The sequence below is a fragment of the Fictibacillus macauensis ZFHKF-1 genome, from assembly GCF_000269865.1.
In the GTDB taxonomy this organism is placed as follows: domain Bacteria; phylum Bacillota; class Bacilli; order Bacillales; family Fictibacillaceae; genus Fictibacillus_C; species Fictibacillus_C macauensis.
Map to the genome: position 1 here is coordinate 14,596 of NZ_AKKV01000021.1, position 15,865 is coordinate 30,460.

Below are 15,865 nucleotides of genomic sequence, written 5' to 3' on the forward strand. Positions count from 1 at the left end.
GAGCTGTTTTCAATCGCTTATGTTTCGAAAAGATAGTCTATCATGATTGCTCGATCTTTAACAATAAAAACAACCTTTTTTAGAAAAAACCCCTCATTAAAGTTTATGAACTTTAATGAGGGGTTCCTACTATAATTCTTTATTGTTCCATATTGTATTTGCGCAATATTTAATAATGTCACGGCGACGAATAATTCCAATAAAATGACCTTCATCATCTGTTACAGGAATAAAATTTTGGTCAGTTGATAACGTAATTAAATCTTCCATGTTTGAATTAATAGAAACCGAAATGTTGTTTACACGTTGAGGAACATCATTCAGTTTCATTTTCATCACTTCAGTGTAGCCAATATCTAACGCGTCCTTCAACCTCCACAACAAATCGCCTTCTGTCAATGTACCGACATACTTCCCGTTTTCAGCAACGAGAGGTACCGACGTATACTTATGATATGACAGCTTTTCTAGAGCCTGCCGTATAGTGGACTCAGGATTTAAATACTTTACCTGCTCCTTTGGCAGAAGATAAAAAGCGATATTCATGCAGTAATTCTCCTTTAGTTCTATAATGCTGTATCTACTTGTCCATTTATTAAGCGCCAAACAGATTATTTCTTCCCTCTCAAAACGTTAGTTAAACGTTCTTTTTTTCTTTAGGAGGAAGTTGTTTTTCATATTCGCTGCGCTTATATTCATCTTCTAATTGTGATAGCGGGGTATTAAGTAGTGCTCTTCGCCGCTCATGGCTTAGCAAACTTTCTTTATGAAGTGCTCGAATAAGAAATGCTTTCCTCGCTTCGACAGCTTTTCGCAATTGTCCTTCCATCATATCCTCCTGATTAAGCGTTTTCATAATACTATACGATTCCGACTACAAAAAGTTTCATCTTGTCTACTGAATCATATGGATGTACTTAAACGTATGAAGAAGATGGCTCTTTATGCACCAAACCTTATTTATTTATTTCTGCCACTATGTGACCAATCTCTGGTGCAATTAATTTGTCTAATGCTAACTTGGCTGCTCCTCGCGAGCCAGGAACGGAAAAAACAGCGGTCAAGCCAATGACACCCGCAATCGCTCGTGATAAAAGCGCTGCTGATCCAATGTCCTCCGTATAACTTAGCATGCGAAACAATTCACCAAATCCAGTAATTTCTTTTTCAAATAATGGAGAAAGCGCTTCAATCGTTACATCTCGTTGTGAAAGACCTGTTCCCCCATTTAAAAGAATAACATCTAGTTTACGTTCACAGCCCGAGAGAACAGCTTGTTGAATGCTGTGCACATCATCGGTCACAATTTCATAAGCAACGATCGTATGGCCATTTATTATCATTTGTTCTTTCAAAAACTGACCCGTTAGATCGCTCTCTTCATTTCTTGTATCACTTATAGTAATTACTTTACAACGCAATGCTGCTTTTGCTTGTTGTTTATGTTGTTCTACGCTCATGAGCGTTCTCCCTTCAAAAAACCTTACAAAAATATTATGATTCATTTAGTAGTCATTGTCCACTAATAACCCCATTTGGTAAATCGTAATATTTACGCTTTGCATTTCGAATACTTTCCGTTATAATGGTAAGGATTGTTGACCTTACTGAAAGGAAGTTGCATCATGAAATTTCGCTGCATCGCTATTGTTTCGTTGATATTTCTCTTCGTTGCAAGCGGCTGTGCTCCTCATACAGAACAAAAAACAAAAGATCCATTAGACGTGACAACTACACTTTACCCTCTACAATTTTTCTCAGAGCAGATTGGTGGCCGCTATGTCCACGTTCGGAATGTTGTTCCGCCTGGTAGTGATGCTCATTCCTTTGAACCAACTACGCAAGACATGGTGTCTATTGCGGATAGCAACGTTTTCATATATAACGGAACTGGCGTGGAAGGCTTTGCTAACAAAGTTACTGATATTGTAAAAGATGAAGGTGTAATGACGGTTAAAGCGGCTACTGGCATTCCTTTAGCAAGACTCTCGCACGCACAGGACGAGGAAGAAGAACACGCTGGACATCAAGAGCATGACGAGCACGACGACGGAGATATTGATCCGCACGTTTGGATTGATCCTCTTTACGCGATTGATTTAGCAAAAAACATTGAACAGTCATTTAGTAAGCTTCGTCCGCAACACAAAGCGTATTTTCAAAAAAACTTCTTTACATTAAAAAAAGAGTTACTGCGCATTCATCAATCCTTTCTATCTGTCACAAAACATAAGAAAAACAAAGAAATGATTGTATCACATGCTGCCTATGGTTATTGGGAAAAACGTTATGGCATTCGCCAAGTTGCTGTAACTGGCATTTCCCCATCACAAGAGCCTTCACAAAAACAGCTACAAGCGCTGATTTCTCATGTAAAGCGAACGCACACTTCTTATATACTTTTAGAAAAAACAGCAAGTGATAAGATCGCCCGCATTGTGGAACAAGAAGCAGGCGCAAAAACACTTACATTAAGAAACTTAGAAACATTAACGCCCCAAGAAGAAAAAGCTGGGGAAACCTATCTTTCTTTAATGAAACAAAATGTAAATGTACTGCAAAAAGTACTGAAATAAAAAGACGAAGTAAAGAGGCATTATACTCTTTACTTCGTTTTTTGCTGTTCATTATCAAATTACGTCTTACTTCTTCCGACGAATGATAACAACTCCGATGATTAAGAGAATTAAAACAACACTTATGATGGCAATCATCGGCGTACGATCTTTCTGTTCTTCTTTTGATTTAGTTGCTTGATCCGCCTTTGCTGGTTTTTCCTCTTTTGTTACGTTAGGTTCCACTTTTGACGTAGATGATTTATCTACCGTAAACTCATAACTATTTTCAATCTTATGGCTGTCCGCTCCGATAATTTTATACGTTACAGTATATTTACCATTTTCAAGCGGCTTAGCAAACGTTCCCGTCATCATGTTTCCTTGTACGGATACAGTTGCATCAACAGCCTGTCCATTTTTCGTAACGGAAAGCGTACTTAAATTCTCAATCTTCGTTTCAAAGTGAAGCATAACTTGCTTCACATCTTTTTTAATTACTGCATTCGCGCTAGGATTTGCTTGCTTTAAACCAGTATGAGCAAATGCCTTTGATGAACCTGCAAATACAACGAATAACAACACTAACATTATGTACTTTTTCATACTACATCTCCTTTAATCATTCTTACACATTAACTGTAAGGGATGCAGCAACAAAAAACCACCCCTCGTTCGGGTGGTCTTTTGCTCACAGATTGCCTAGTTAAGGCTTAACCGAACGCACAAGCACATCCAATGATAATTAACAAAATGAACAGAACAACTATAAGGGCAAATCCATTGCCACAACCGAATCCATAAGACATTTTGTTGCCTCCTCTTTCGAGTGAAATATAATCTACACTCCTAACATATGTCGGTGGCAAACATTGGGTACCGGCACATTCGTCTATTTTTTGGATAGAAATGCGACTTGCCCAATTTCGTAGCTAATCCTACAAAGGCCTATACATCTCCTATCGGATTGCCATATAGTGATAAGGAAATGTTGGAATCTCTAATAAAGGAGGAATAACAGATGGGATATGCAATTGGCGGCAACGGTTTTGCCCTCGTCGTCGTACTCTTTGTCTTATTGATTATCATTGGTTGCGCATGCGCATTCTAATGAACGCTAGTATCGCTTAGTAAATTCTTTTCCATTCATTAGCCCTAACACAACCCATTTAAAAAGCACTGAGCGAGATGGCTCAGTGCTTCTTTTTATTCTTTCGGTTTTTTACGTTTTTCTTTTAGTTTCCAATATTCTTCTAACGCTCGTTTACCGATTTCTTTATTTATATTTTCGCCTTTTGTTGCTCCAAATGGCGCTACAACTGCAAAGGCTACTTCTGGTTTATCGAACGGTGCATAGCCAACGAGTGTATGGTTGTCTTTATTACTAATTAGATTACCGTTGCTATCATACTTCTTAACCTCTGCTGTTCCTGTTTTTCCTGCAGCATTATGATACACAGAGCTATTAAAGTCTTTCGCGGTCCCTTGAGACCCATGCATAACTTGCCAGAACCCTTGTTGAACACGGTTAATGTACTCAGGTCTCATGTCTATTTTATTTAGGATCTTCGGCTCAAAGCGATCAACAACCCTACCTTCTTTACCCGTTTCCGTCGAAGGCTCTCGTATTTCTTTCACAAGACGTGGTTGAACGCGATACCCACCGTTTGCAATGGTAGATACATACTGAACCATTTGAACAGGCGTATACGTATCAAACTGACCAATCGCTAAGTCAAGCATGTTACCGAGCTGTTGATAGCCACCATTGTAGCCCGTCGACTCATTAGGGAAATCAATTCCTGTTCGTATCCCTAAACCGAACTGACTAAAGTAATAGCGCATCACATTATAGCCAAGTCGATAGTCATTTCCATAAAATTTTCGTTCATTATAACTATACTTACCAAGACGCATTGCAATATTAAACATGTATACGTTAGAAGAGCGTTCAAGAGCGGTAAGTTCATTGATACTACCCATGTTCGTATACGATTTTTTGGTGGTATTTCCGATTTTTACTGGGGCATCGTAAATATATTCGCCAGTAGAAATCGCACTTTTATGAAGACCTGTTAGTACAGTTGCCCCTTTGACGGCAGATCCCATTTCAAAGGCGTTAAATAAAGCGCCATAGGAATCGTTACTATATTTTCCGTCTTCATACTTCTTACCAGCAATGGCATAAATTCCACCTGTTGTCGGATTCATCATCACAATGTAGGCCGAATTCATTAGTTCATTTCCGCCTCTAGCTTTTGCCTTTTTTAATTCTTGTTCAACGATATTTTCTAAGTTATGTTGTAAATCCATATCAACGCTTAAAACTAAATCTTTACCTCGTTTACCCGCAATTACTTTTGGATCTCCGATGGTTTTTCCCGTTTTCGGATTGGTCATGTACACACTTTTTTCTTTCGTACCACGAAGAGTATCTTCATACTGTGACTCAATTCCCGAAACACCAATCTGATCATTATTGTCGTAATTTAAGGCTTGTAGGAAGGCCTGTTTTTCTCGTGGGATTTGTTTCACTTGACCAAAAATGGTCTTTAATGAATCCCCAAATGGATATTGACGATCCGCATCCGGCATTACATCAATGCCTGGAAGCTTATCTAGGTTTTCCGAAACGACCGAGATTTCTTCGTCGGTAAGCTCTTTTTTAATCGGTGATGGAGAATAGGCATAGCCTGTACTCATTTCTTTACGAACCGCTAACACGTTTAAGTCTTCTTTCGTGAGTGCTTGAATCTCATCTTTCGTAATGCGGCTTTGCAATAAATTATCGAGTTCTTTTCCTTTGAATTTCTTCGCCTCAGCGGCGCTGATCCGCGCATCTATGAGCTTCTTTAGGCCTTGTTCTTGAAGTGACTTTTTGAAAATGAAAAATTCTTGTTTGTCTTTTTCAGTAATTCTCTTTTTCTTGATCGTAACATGTTGTGCAATCCACTTAGCCGTGTCATATAATTCTTGAGACTTTGTACCCGATGTTTTCGTATATGTAAGCGTGAAATACGGTTTATTATCTACTACAACATTTCCGTAGCTATCAAAAATCTTTCCACGAGGCGCTTCTTTTTTCGCTTCTTCTTTTTTAATGGCCTCTGATTCTAAACGCTTTTCTTCACCTTGTACGATTTGCAATACTCCTAATCGTAATATTAAAATCGAAAACAGCAGGAAGACTGCGACGAATAGTACATTCAGTCGAAAAGGAACATGGTTTTTCTTTTTCTTTTGGACCTTTTTTCCCATTCCTTTTTTCCTCCTTCGTTATCTTACAATTACATTATAAAAATGAGTCCTCTCTTAGATTACTAAAGTTTCATAGGGATTCCAAGTTTTTCATGCAATATTTAAGAAAATAAGCTGAATATTTTTCTTGCGAGCAACTAAGTAGGTTTTCCCTGTTAAAGGTATATTTTTACCACCTTCTAAAAATTTTACCTCTAACGTTATTAAAATGCCATTCTTTTCAGAAAAAAATTATGGCGGAACAGTAACGAGTAACGTCGGGAAAGCGATCTACGATGTGGATTTTTCCATAGCTTTTGCGTGCCATAAGATGACCTATGCATATAGATGAGAACACGAACAAACAAAAAAAGCCCAAAAAGCATGTATTGCTAGCTTTTTGGGCTCAAATGAACGGTTTACAAGGTGTACAACCAGCTTTCTAACCGATTATGTAGCAGTGCTGCATCTTCAACACCTTGTTCATATAGAGCTGCCAATTTATATGGATTTCGTTCTGTTCGACTCACCTTTAACTTTTGCAGAGGACGAATAACAAACACTTCTTGTTTGCGCTCCAGTTGCTCAATGTAAGCTAACGTTTCATTATATGTTTTATACCGTTCTAATAAAACAGGCATAAGCCCTGGTAGCTTTTTATAAAGCTGTTTAGCCAACCAGTTCCACTTTGGCTTTTTTTTTCGGTATCCGACGTTTTGGGTGAGAATAATAACATTGCGTCGGTGCCCGTCCCACTGTGCTTTTCGAATTGGAATGGGATCAGATACTCCACCATCAACAAGCATTTGCTCATTATACGACACAGGTGGTGACATAAAAGGAATAGACGAGGAAGAACGTAAAATGGTCATAATATGTTCTTCATGCTCCTTACTATTGTAGTAAATGGGTTGACCTGTTGTAACATCGGTAGTCCCAATCACCAATTGCTCCTGTGCCTGATAAAACGTTTCAAAATCGAACGGTACATGCTTATTGGGAATGTCATCAAAAATAAGGTCCATTCCAAATAAACTTTTTTTCTTCAATAATAAATTTCGATAGGAAATATAATCCGGGTGTCGAACAAAATCAAGGTTAACGACCCGATTTCTTCCTTTTTGGCGAGACAAATAGGACATAGCATTGCATGCTCCTGCTGAAACACCGATTACATATGGAAAATATAAATCATGCTCCATAAAATAATCCAATACACCTGCTGTGTACAGCCCTCTCATGCCTCCACCTTCAAGTACAAGGCCCGTTCCTTGCATGTTTATGCTACCTCTCTTCTTTTAAATCAAACCTGCTTTTCGTAACCCATACCAAATGCCATCTTCATGAACTGGTTTCGTAACAAAGTTAGCGGCTGCTTTCGCTTCTTGTAAACCATTGCCCATTGCAATACCTGTTCCTACATGCTGTAGCATTTCTATATCATTAAGCGCATCGCCAAACGCAAACGTGTTCTCGCGTTGAACAGGCGTTCTTTTTAATAACTCTTCAATCCCTTTAGCCTTAGAACCGCCTGAAGGCATAACATCTATTGCTAGTTGATGCCAACGGATAAAGTCAAATGTGCCATCATATTGTGTGCGATATCCCTCATCTTCAGGATGTTCACAAAATAAGAGGGCTTGATAGATCTCATTATGATGATAATAACTTGGATCAAACGTCGGATACGCTGGCAATAAATGCTTCGTACTTTCATGTACATTATCGGCAAATTCTTTATTTCCTGTAGCACAAGCGTGATCAAGAAACACCATTGGATGGTTAGACCGTTCCGCAATCGTTTCTAATTCCTTTAAACGTTCTACATCAAGCACTGCTTTATAAATCGGCTCACCTTTAAACACAACATAAGAGCCATTGAAACTAATAAACGAATCTATTTCTAACTCCTGTAAAATATGCTCAAACATAAAGGGAGCTCGTCCTGTCGCAATGCCGGCATGAATCCCCTTTTTCTTAAGTTCCGAAATCGCTTCTTTTGCAGAATCAGGAATTTTTCCTGTTGCTTCATCGATCAATGTACCATCTATATCAAAAAACACCATTTTTTCCATTGTAACGTTCCACTCCTTATCTTTTATCTATGATGAATTTCGTCTTGAAGTCTGTCAACTTTTCAGACTTCACGTAAAAAGCCTTCCCATTACGGAAGGCTTTTCCACACTTCACTTACGAAGACATACGATTTAAAATCACCGTCTGAACAATCGCAATCACATTTCCAACAATCCAATACATTGGCAGCACCGCAAATAAGTTCCAGGATGATACAACAATAATGAGCGGCATAATGTAACCCATCATTTTTAATTGCGGATTCATTTCGTTCATTGATGCATTCATCACTTTTTGCTGCACAAACGTTGTTAGTGCGGCAATGATCGGAAGGAGGTGAAGAGAATCAGGATGTCCAAGTTGAAACCATAAAAAGCTATGCACGCCAATTTCCGGTGTGCGAATAATGGCATAATAGAAAGCTATGAGTATAGGCATTTGTATGAGCAGTGGTAGACAGCCCATCGAAATAGGATTTACCTTGTGCTGCTGATACAGGTGCATCATTTCTTGTTGAAGCTTTCGCTGTGTTTCGCGATCCTTACTGCTGTAGGTTTCTCGTAGCTTTACAATTTCAGGTTGCAATTCTTTCATTTTCTGTTGCTTTTTTTTCGAGTAGAGTGCTACTGGAATAAGCAATAAGCGAATGACAACAGTCAATAAGATAATAGCTAGTCCATACTCTCCTGAAAAATAACGAGCCACATGTCTAATGAGCCAAGAGAGTGGATAAACAAAATAGTGACTCCAAATGCCTGTACTATGTTCATCAACAGGTGCTCTACTGCACCCCGCAAGTACTACGATTCCTATCAATAAAAGCCATAACCGACCGTTTCGTGTGAGTCCTAATCGTTTCAATATTGTTCCTCCTTGATTGTTTTGTAACATGACAAACAACCAAAGAAGAAGGACCTTCACAATCGTCGGGTGATATTTTGTTATATTTACAATACATAATTCCTGTTCGCAAAAAATAAAACGACGTGAACGGTTGTCGCTTATTTTGCTTGTTTACGATCAATTGGGAATTTTCAAGTTGTAGATTCTGAGCTGAGATCAACGTCGGCATCTCTTTTGCAAAATGCTTACCGACGCTTATTAAAAGAACCGAAAACAACATGGAGACTAACAACAATTCAGGCATGAACCATTCGATAGGACTCACCTCCTCAATGCTTAGTATACTACATTTCTTGATTTGTGAAAAACGCATACGTAAGTTCATAAAAAAAAGACGGCGCTCCCATCAGGGAAACACCGTCTTTTTTCAAAGCTATAGGGGGATAAAATACTATACGGCAAAGGGCGCAGTTTTGACACAATTTTTTTTTAAAAAGGGATGCATAATTTGAAAACCAATTATACACACTAGTAGTACAAGGAGGTGATACATATGGCACGTAACAACAGTTCAAATGAATTAGTAGTAAGTGGAGCTCAACAAGCTCTTGATCAAATGAAATATGAGATCGCTTCTGAATTCGGCGTACAACTTGGTGCAGACACAACTTCCCGTGCAAACGGATCAGTAGGTGGCGAAATCACAAAACGTCTTGTTCAAATGGCTGAACAACAACTTGGTGGCGGATACCGCAGATAACCAATCTCTCCTCAAAAAAAGGCAGCGAAAACGCTTGCCTTTTTTCATTGTTTCTTTGTTTATAAAAGAATATAAAAATAGCCAGGGTTCTCGTATCCCTGGCTGGAAAAAGGTATCTTTATTATAACATGTACTTCTTGAATTTGAAAAAATTAAAACGCTTTCTTTTCATTTTTTTTAACTTGCCACATCACCCCTTACTCCCACGGCTTTTGTGTACCAAACTCTTCAACTAACTTTTTACTGTTTTCGCGACGTTTTCTTCGACTTTCGGAACGTTCTTCAGCTCCGTTATGCAACCACTTTTCCTCTTCCGTTTCAGGAACGACTCTCGGAACAGGTGTAGGTTTTCCATCTGCTCCTAAAGCAACAAACGTTAAAAAAGAAACGGCACATATTTTTCGCTCGCCTGTAAAAAGGTTTTCTGATGTAATCTTTACGAATACTTCCATTGATGTTTTATGTGTCCACGTTACAAACGATTCTAAACAGACGGATTGTCCCACTGATATGGGGTATAAAAAGTCAACTGAATCCGTCGATGCTGTTACGACGTTACAGCGTGCATGCCGAATCGCTGAAATTGCAGCCACATCATCAATGTATGCCATTAGTTTTCCGCCAAACAATGTTCCATGATTATTCGTGTCTGGCGGCAATACAAAACTTGATTTTACCGTTCTCGATTCTCTTACTAGTTTTTCTTTTACGTCCATAACTTCTCATCCTCTCCCACTTTATTATATAGAAAAAAACCTCTGCCATACAGCAAAGGCTTAAAGAAATCATTATTTTTTAACGATATCATGTCCACCAAACTCATTACGCAAGGCGGCAACCACTTTTCCGTGAAACGTATCATCTTCAAGCGAGCGAAATCTCATAAATTGACTCATGGCAATAACAGGAGCCGATGCTTGGTATTCTAACGCAGCTTCAATCGTCCATATGCCTTCTCCAGAAGAATTCATGACCCCTCGAATTTCCTCTAACTTAGGTTGCTTTGAAAAAGCGTTTTCCATAAGTTCCATTAGCCAACAACGAATAACGGATCCATTATTCCACACGCGTGAAACGGCCTTATAGTCATAGTCAAATTCGCTTTTATCCAATATTTCAAAGCCTTCTCCAATCGCTTGCATCATGCCATACTCAATACCGTTATGAACCATTTTCAAGAAGTGACCGCTACCAGCTACACCCGTTTTCATAAACCCATTTTTTATTGAAACTTTTTCGTACAGCGGAGAGACGTAATCAACCGCTTCTTGATCGCCACCTACCATGACACAAACACCATGGCGAGCACCATCCGTTCCTCCGCTCGTTCCACAATCAACAAGATGAATGCCTTGTTCTTTTAACTCACTATACCGGCGTAACGTATCTTTGTATTTAGAATTTCCAGCGTCAATAATAATATCACCTTTTGCTAGATGAGGAACTAATGAACCGATGACTTGATCTACAATATCCCCAGCCGGAACGAGTAAAATGATAGCCCGGCGGCCGGTAAATTTTTGAACAAGCTCTTCTAAAGAATGAACACCTTGCGCTCCTTGCTTTGTGATTTCTTCCACCGCTCCTTTATTTTGATCGGTGGCAATCACGTTAAATTGATGATCCAACATATTGAGCGCAAGATTATAACCCATCTTGCCAAGTCCTACTAATCCTATTTCCATTCCTAACACATCCTTTTTCAATGGTAAAACATCCTTTTTAGTTATGCCACAACCTTGTTTTTTTTAACCAATCTAGGTCGTTATTTATGCCGCTTATGAATCTCTTTTTAACGAAAAAGTCTTTTTACTCATAAAAATGCTGGAAAAGGAGTATAATATAAGTATTACAAATAAGGGGGATACCCATGGCTTTTTTTTCCAAGAATCCGATCGAACCTGTACCCGATGTTGAAACGAAAGTGTGGGCATGTGAAAATGACCAGTGCACATGCTGGATGAGAGCGGATTATTCGCTACAGAAAACGCCTAACTGCCCAATTTGCAATTCTGAAATGACTCAAGAGATTCGCATGCTTCCCGAGTTAAAATAAGAAGATTTACTTTGCATAAGCGCTCCTTCCGAACTTTTTTCGGACAAAGGAGCGCTTTTTGCATAAATCGATTTGGCGTTTTAAACATCGTCCTTACGGGTAGTAAGTTAAAAAGGAGGAATTTCAAATGAGTTCAACAACAACAAAAGTAACAACAGGAGTACTTGTCGGAGGAGTAGTAGGGGCAGCGGCTGCCATGCTACTAACACCAAAATCAGGGAAAGAAATGCGTCAGCGTTTAGCTCACCAAACGGCAAACTTAAAAGATAAAACGATCGAATTAAAAGATGAAGCGGTATTACAAACGAAGTTAGGTACAATGGCTGGGAAGGAAAAAGCATCTAATTTAGTAGGTAGTGTTAAAGATAAAGCAGCAGGTGTTTCGAACCAAGCCAAAGAAAAAGTATCAGCTATGATGAGTAGTTCTTCTACGAATGAATGAACAATCCCCCTTTAACTAATATGTTAAAGGGGGATTACTTATGTCCACCACATGTCCGTAGGTGTTTCGTGAATGAGTACTTCGTTTAAATTTTTCACAGCTCTGTTAAAGCCTTCATTAATAGACATTAACGGATCTTCATGCTCAATGCTTACAACATAATCATAACCATACGCACGCAGCGCTGAAATCATATCAGACCATTCTTTTAGACTATGACCGCAACCGACTGAGCGGAACGTCCATGCCCGGGTACGAACGTCGCCATACGGCTGCATATCGGTTAAGCCATACATATTAATATTGTCTTGATCAAGATACGTATCTTTCGCATGAAAATGATGAATAGCCTTCGCTTTGCCTAATATTTTAATGGCAGCCACTGGATTTATACCTTGCCACCATAAATGACTTGGATCTAGATTAGCACCAATAGCATCGCATGTTTCTTCTCGAAGCTTCAACAGTGTATAAGGTGTATGGACGAGAAAGCCACCATGAAGCTCCAAGCCTATTTTTACATTTCTCTCTTTTGCATAGTGCCCCCATTGGCGCCAATAGGGAATTAATTTCTCCTCCCACTGCCACTTTAAAACATCACCATATTCGTTGGGCCAAGGCGATACAGGCCAATTGGGATATCGCGCTTCTTCATGATCTCCTGGTGTACCCGAAAAACAATTCACAACCGGCACGCCAAGTAAGTGTGCTAAATCAACCGTTTTAACAAATGTTTCATGACAAGCGTCAGCAAATGCACGGTCTGGTGACAATGGGTTTCCATGGCAACTTAACGCGCTAATTTCAAGATCGCGTACGGTAATCGCCTGTAAAAATGCTGTCCGCTTTTCCTCACTTGCTAACAATTCATCTACGTTACAATGGGCATCTCCTGGATAGTTTCCTGTTCCGATTTCAACAGCTTTTACTCCAGATGCCTTCACATGATCCAACATCTCTTCAAAAGATAGCTCTGAGAACAGGACGGTAAATACGCCAAGCTTCATCGATAAATCCCCCTTTATGATAATGTAATGCTGCGTTTTAAATCACTACTCTTATAAATAGTTTCAATAAGATAGGAGACTTTACGTGCTTCTTCTGGCTTCACAAGCGGTTCTGCCAATCCTAAACAACTATCAATAAAATGAATGGCTTGGCTGATGCCAGGATCTTCTTCACCAGGAATATAAGGAGCGACTGTATCAAGTAACATACCGTGTTTGGCTTGGTTCACATGAAACGGAAAGACATCAAGCCCCCCTCGATCTCCGGAAATACTTACATTTTCAATATCAGCTTGAATGTTTGCTGACCAAGAAGTTTCTAATAATAGAGTGGCTCCATTGTCAAAACGGATATAGGCTGTAACATGATCATCTACATCAAACGTTTCGTAATCAAAGTCTCCCCATTCATTCACTTGTTCTGGCATTTTACTTAACGTATTGTATTGCGAACCACTCACTTCAACAGGCGTTGCATCTCCCATGAGCCAGAGCGCTAAATCAAGCAAATGACAGCCGTAGTCCATTAAACTGCCACCACCTTGCAGTTCTTTATTCGTAAACACACCCCAACCTGGTACTTTTCGTCTTCGCATCGCTTGAACACGGATCACAATCGGTGTACCAATCTCATTAGCAAACATGACTTTCTTAGCCGCTTGGGCATTTTTCATATAGCGATAATGGTAGCCGATCGCTAACACTTTATCCGCTTTTTGCGCCGCTAGGAGCATTTCATCACACTCTGCCACCGTTAATGCCATCGGTTTTTCACATAAAACGTGTACATCTGCTTGCAGAGCAGCAATAGCAATCTCACTATGAAACTTATTCGGTGTGGAAATAACAACCGCATCTACAAGGGACAATAGCTCCTCATATGTATCACTCACATGATCAACCTTAAACGTTCGCGCTACTTCTTTTGCTCGTTCCTTATTCGTATCATAAACACTTACAATCACTGCTTTATCTTGTACAGAAGAAATCGCCGGCATATGACGAGACTGTGCAATCCCACCAACACCTATAAAACCAACGCGTACGAGGCTCATGAAAGCACCTCTGTGCGAATAGAAATGGTTCGTTTTTCTTGGTGTGCTTTTAAAGCTGCCATAATGACCGCTAACGAACGTTTTCCTTCTTCACCAGAAACCGCTGGTTCACGATCTTCTTTTATACAGGTCACAAAGCGATCAATCACACCCGTATCGTTTTGACCGCCGCTATCATTACTTTGAATGTGCCCTAAAGCATAATTAACAACCGTACCATCACCGTATTGGACAATGAGCGCATATTCTGGATGTTCCTCTAACCGCACTATTCCTTTTTCACCATAAATAATTGTCGAATTATCTTCTTTTCCAACATAAGACCAACTAGCTGCTAATGTGCCAATCACACCGCTTTCCGTTTTTAAAATACAAACAGCTGTATCATCTACCGTCGCTTGTTTTTTTGCGGATGTTTCTACAAACGCTGCCACCTCTTCTATTTCTTCATTTAAGAGAAAACGAAGCAAGTCTGTTTTATGGACACCTAAGTCGCCCATCGCTCCGATTTGAGCTTTTTCTTTTTGAAAAAACCAACTATTTTCTCCATCTACACTCCATGATTCTGGCCCTGGATGACCAAAGGCTGTTCGGAAGCTATATATTTTCCCAATTTCCCCAGTTGCAATAAGCTCACGAGCTTTTTCATGAGAAGGTACAAAACGTTGATTATGAGCAATCATTAGTTTTTTACCATGTTCCTTACTCGCTTGAATCATCCGTTCAGCTTCTTCAACAGACACTGCCATCGGCTTTTCACATAAAACATGTTTTCCCTTTTGAAGAGCCGCTATTGTCATGTCTGCATGTAAATAATTCGGTGTACATACACTTACCGCATCCATTTGTTCATTTTCTAGTAGTGCTTCATAAGAATAATAAGCTTTTGCTCCATATAATCGCGCCATTTCATCAGCTCGTTGATGATTTGTATCACATACCGCTACAATAGAAGTCATTACATGATTCTCATACTCTGGCAAATGTCGAAAACGAGCAATACTGCCACACCCGATTACGCCTACTTTAATCATCGTTTGTTGTCTCCTTTTGAATTTGTTTTTGCTCCGATTGGCTCAAGCGGCTCCGCATGACCATAAGTTGGCATTGCACTTCCCAATCCAGCAGCCCATTTCACACTATTGGAAATTGTGCGCTGAATGTCTGGATGATGATACGTTGGGTATGTTTCATGGCCTGGACGGAAATAAAAAATTTTCCCTTTACCACGTTTATAGGTACAGCCACTGCGGAAAACTTCCCCACCTTCAAACCAACTCACAAAGATTAATTCATCCGGAGCTGGGATATCAAAATGTTCGCCATACATCTCTTCTTGCTCTAACGTTATGTATGAACCAAGACCCTTCGTAATTGGATGCGCTGGATCAACGACCCACAAGCGTTCTTTTTCATTCGCTTCTCGCCACTTTAAATCACAAGACGTACCCATTAACTTTTTGAAAATTTTCGAAAAATGACCTGAATGCAGCACAATTAAACCCATACCCTCTAGCACCCGTTCATAGACACGCTGAACGACTTCGTCCCGTACTTCATCATGAGCTAAATGGCCCCACCAAATTAATACATCTGTTTCATTTAATACAGCCTCTGATAAGCCATGCTCCTCTTCATCTAAAGTTGCTGTATTGACTGTAAAGCCATCTCTTTGTAAAAAATACTGAATCGTTCCATGAAGGCCTTCTGGATAGATTTTTCTTACATTTTCATTACGTTGTTCATGCCGATTTTCATTCCATATAGTTACCTTCATCGTTTATATCCTCCTAAAATGAGAGCGTAGTATAGTACAACGTAAACGTTTACGCAA

The 15,865-nt window shown here is 39.5% G+C and carries 20 protein-coding genes; 5 read left to right on the forward strand and 15 right to left on the reverse strand.

All coding sequences use genetic code 11. The features are described 5' to 3' along the window. Positions 1–129 precede the first annotated feature (129 nt). From A374_RS05030 to A374_RS05040, 3 genes are all read right to left on the reverse strand, one after another. Positions 130–546: a CBS domain-containing protein gene (locus tag A374_RS05030; protein ID WP_007201111.1), complete on the reverse strand. Its 417-nt coding sequence runs from the start codon at positions 544–546 to the stop codon at positions 130–132. Between the two features lie 91 nt (positions 547–637). Next, positions 638–829, reverse strand: a complete 192-nt coding sequence (locus A374_RS05035) for a hypothetical protein (protein ID WP_007201112.1) — start codon at positions 827–829, stop codon at positions 638–640. Positions 830–956: 127 nt separating this feature from the next. Then, positions 957–1,460 carry a MogA/MoaB family molybdenum cofactor biosynthesis protein gene (locus tag A374_RS05040; protein WP_007201113.1) on the reverse strand — a complete coding sequence of 168 codons (504 nt, stop codon included), beginning with the start codon at positions 1,458–1,460 and terminating at the stop codon, positions 957–959. 165 nt (positions 1,461–1,625) lie between these two features. Between A374_RS05040 and A374_RS05045 the strand changes: the two genes are divergently transcribed. Then, positions 1,626–2,576, forward strand: a complete 951-nt coding sequence (locus tag A374_RS05045; protein WP_007201114.1) for a metal ABC transporter solute-binding protein, Zn/Mn family — start codon at positions 1,626–1,628, stop codon at positions 2,574–2,576. 66 nt (positions 2,577–2,642) lie between these two features. Here A374_RS05045 and A374_RS05050 read toward each other — a convergent pair whose 3' ends face one another. Both A374_RS05050 and A374_RS19870 read right to left on the reverse strand, forming a co-directional pair. Continuing rightward, positions 2,643–3,161 carry a copper resistance CopC family protein gene (locus A374_RS05050; protein WP_007201115.1) on the reverse strand — a complete coding sequence of 173 codons (519 nt, stop codon included), beginning with the start codon at positions 3,159–3,161 and terminating at the stop codon, positions 2,643–2,645. Positions 3,162–3,268: 107 nt separating this feature from the next. Then, the gene (locus A374_RS19870; protein ID WP_083841946.1) at positions 3,269–3,364 is read right to left on the reverse strand and encodes a YjcZ family sporulation protein; all 96 of its coding nucleotides are present in this window, start codon (positions 3,362–3,364) and stop codon (positions 3,269–3,271) included. A 212-nt stretch (positions 3,365–3,576) separates the two neighbouring features. On the opposite strand from A374_RS19870, the gene A374_RS19875 reads away from it, so the two are divergent. Next, on the forward strand, positions 3,577–3,666 hold the full coding sequence (locus A374_RS19875) for a YjcZ family sporulation protein (protein ID WP_083841947.1): 90 nt from the start codon (positions 3,577–3,579) through the stop codon (positions 3,664–3,666). 95 nt (positions 3,667–3,761) lie between these two features. On the opposite strand, the gene A374_RS05055 is transcribed toward A374_RS19875, so the two are convergent. The 4 genes from A374_RS05055 to yidC all read right to left on the reverse strand — a co-directional run bounded on the left by A374_RS05055 (position 3,762) and on the right by yidC (position 8,729). Beyond that, on the reverse strand, positions 3,762–5,813 hold the full coding sequence (locus tag A374_RS05055; RefSeq protein ID WP_007201116.1) for a peptidoglycan D,D-transpeptidase FtsI family protein: 2,052 nt from the start codon (positions 5,811–5,813) through the stop codon (positions 3,762–3,764). Positions 5,814–6,211: 398 nt separating this feature from the next. Next, a complete protein-coding gene (locus A374_RS05060) occupies positions 6,212–7,069 on the reverse strand; it encodes a patatin-like phospholipase family protein (protein ID WP_007201117.1) in 858 nt (285 codons plus the stop codon). Between the two features lie 21 nt (positions 7,070–7,090). Then, positions 7,091–7,867 carry a Cof-type HAD-IIB family hydrolase gene (locus tag A374_RS05065; RefSeq protein ID WP_007201118.1) on the reverse strand — a complete coding sequence of 259 codons (777 nt, stop codon included), beginning with the start codon at positions 7,865–7,867 and terminating at the stop codon, positions 7,091–7,093. Positions 7,868–7,982: 115 nt separating this feature from the next. Further along, positions 7,983–8,729, reverse strand: coding sequence for a membrane protein insertase YidC (gene yidC / locus A374_RS05070; protein ID WP_007201119.1), 747 nt, complete (start codon positions 8,727–8,729; stop codon positions 7,983–7,985). Between the two features lie 535 nt (positions 8,730–9,264). On the opposite strand from yidC, the gene A374_RS05075 reads away from it, so the two are divergent. Further along, positions 9,265–9,471 (forward strand): alpha/beta-type small acid-soluble spore protein, encoded by a 207-nt coding sequence (locus A374_RS05075; protein WP_007201120.1) that lies wholly within the window; start codon positions 9,265–9,267, stop codon positions 9,469–9,471. Positions 9,472–9,668: 197 nt separating this feature from the next. Here A374_RS05075 and A374_RS05080 read toward each other — a convergent pair whose 3' ends face one another. Further along, positions 9,669–10,187, reverse strand: coding sequence for an acyl-CoA thioesterase (locus A374_RS05080; RefSeq protein WP_007201121.1), 519 nt, complete (start codon positions 10,185–10,187; stop codon positions 9,669–9,671). 72 nt (positions 10,188–10,259) lie between these two features. Next, positions 10,260–11,156, reverse strand: coding sequence for a phosphogluconate dehydrogenase (NAD(+)-dependent, decarboxylating) (gene gnd / locus A374_RS05085; protein WP_007201122.1), 897 nt, complete (start codon positions 11,154–11,156; stop codon positions 10,260–10,262). Between the two features lie 185 nt (positions 11,157–11,341). Between gnd and A374_RS05090 the strand changes: the two genes are divergently transcribed. Continuing rightward, positions 11,342–11,527: a cold-shock protein gene (locus A374_RS05090; RefSeq protein ID WP_007201123.1), complete on the forward strand. Its 186-nt coding sequence runs from the start codon at positions 11,342–11,344 to the stop codon at positions 11,525–11,527. A gap of 127 nt (positions 11,528–11,654) precedes the next feature. Further along, positions 11,655–11,969, forward strand: coding sequence for a YtxH domain-containing protein (locus A374_RS05095; RefSeq protein ID WP_007201124.1), 315 nt, complete (start codon positions 11,655–11,657; stop codon positions 11,967–11,969). A gap of 38 nt (positions 11,970–12,007) precedes the next feature. Here the strand turns inward: A374_RS05095 and A374_RS05100 are convergent, their stop codons facing one another. From A374_RS05100 to A374_RS05115, 4 genes are read right to left on the reverse strand one after another with little or no spacing between them, the layout of a single operon-like run. Next, positions 12,008–12,976, reverse strand: coding sequence for a sugar phosphate isomerase/epimerase family protein (locus A374_RS05100; protein WP_007201125.1), 969 nt, complete (start codon positions 12,974–12,976; stop codon positions 12,008–12,010). Positions 12,977–12,990: 14 nt separating this feature from the next. Beyond that, on the reverse strand, positions 12,991–14,031 hold the full coding sequence (locus A374_RS05105; RefSeq protein WP_007201126.1) for a Gfo/Idh/MocA family protein: 1,041 nt from the start codon (positions 14,029–14,031) through the stop codon (positions 12,991–12,993). Further along, complete coding sequence (locus tag A374_RS05110; protein ID WP_007201127.1) at positions 14,028–15,065, reverse strand: Gfo/Idh/MocA family protein; 1,038 nt, start codon at positions 15,063–15,065, stop codon at positions 14,028–14,030. Before A374_RS05110 ends, A374_RS05105 begins: the two co-directional genes overlap by 4 nt. Then, complete coding sequence (locus A374_RS05115) at positions 15,062–15,808, reverse strand: ThuA domain-containing protein (protein ID WP_007201128.1); 747 nt, start codon at positions 15,806–15,808, stop codon at positions 15,062–15,064. The genes A374_RS05110 and A374_RS05115 overlap by 4 nt, the downstream gene beginning before the upstream one ends. Positions 15,809–15,865: the final 57 nt, after the last annotated feature.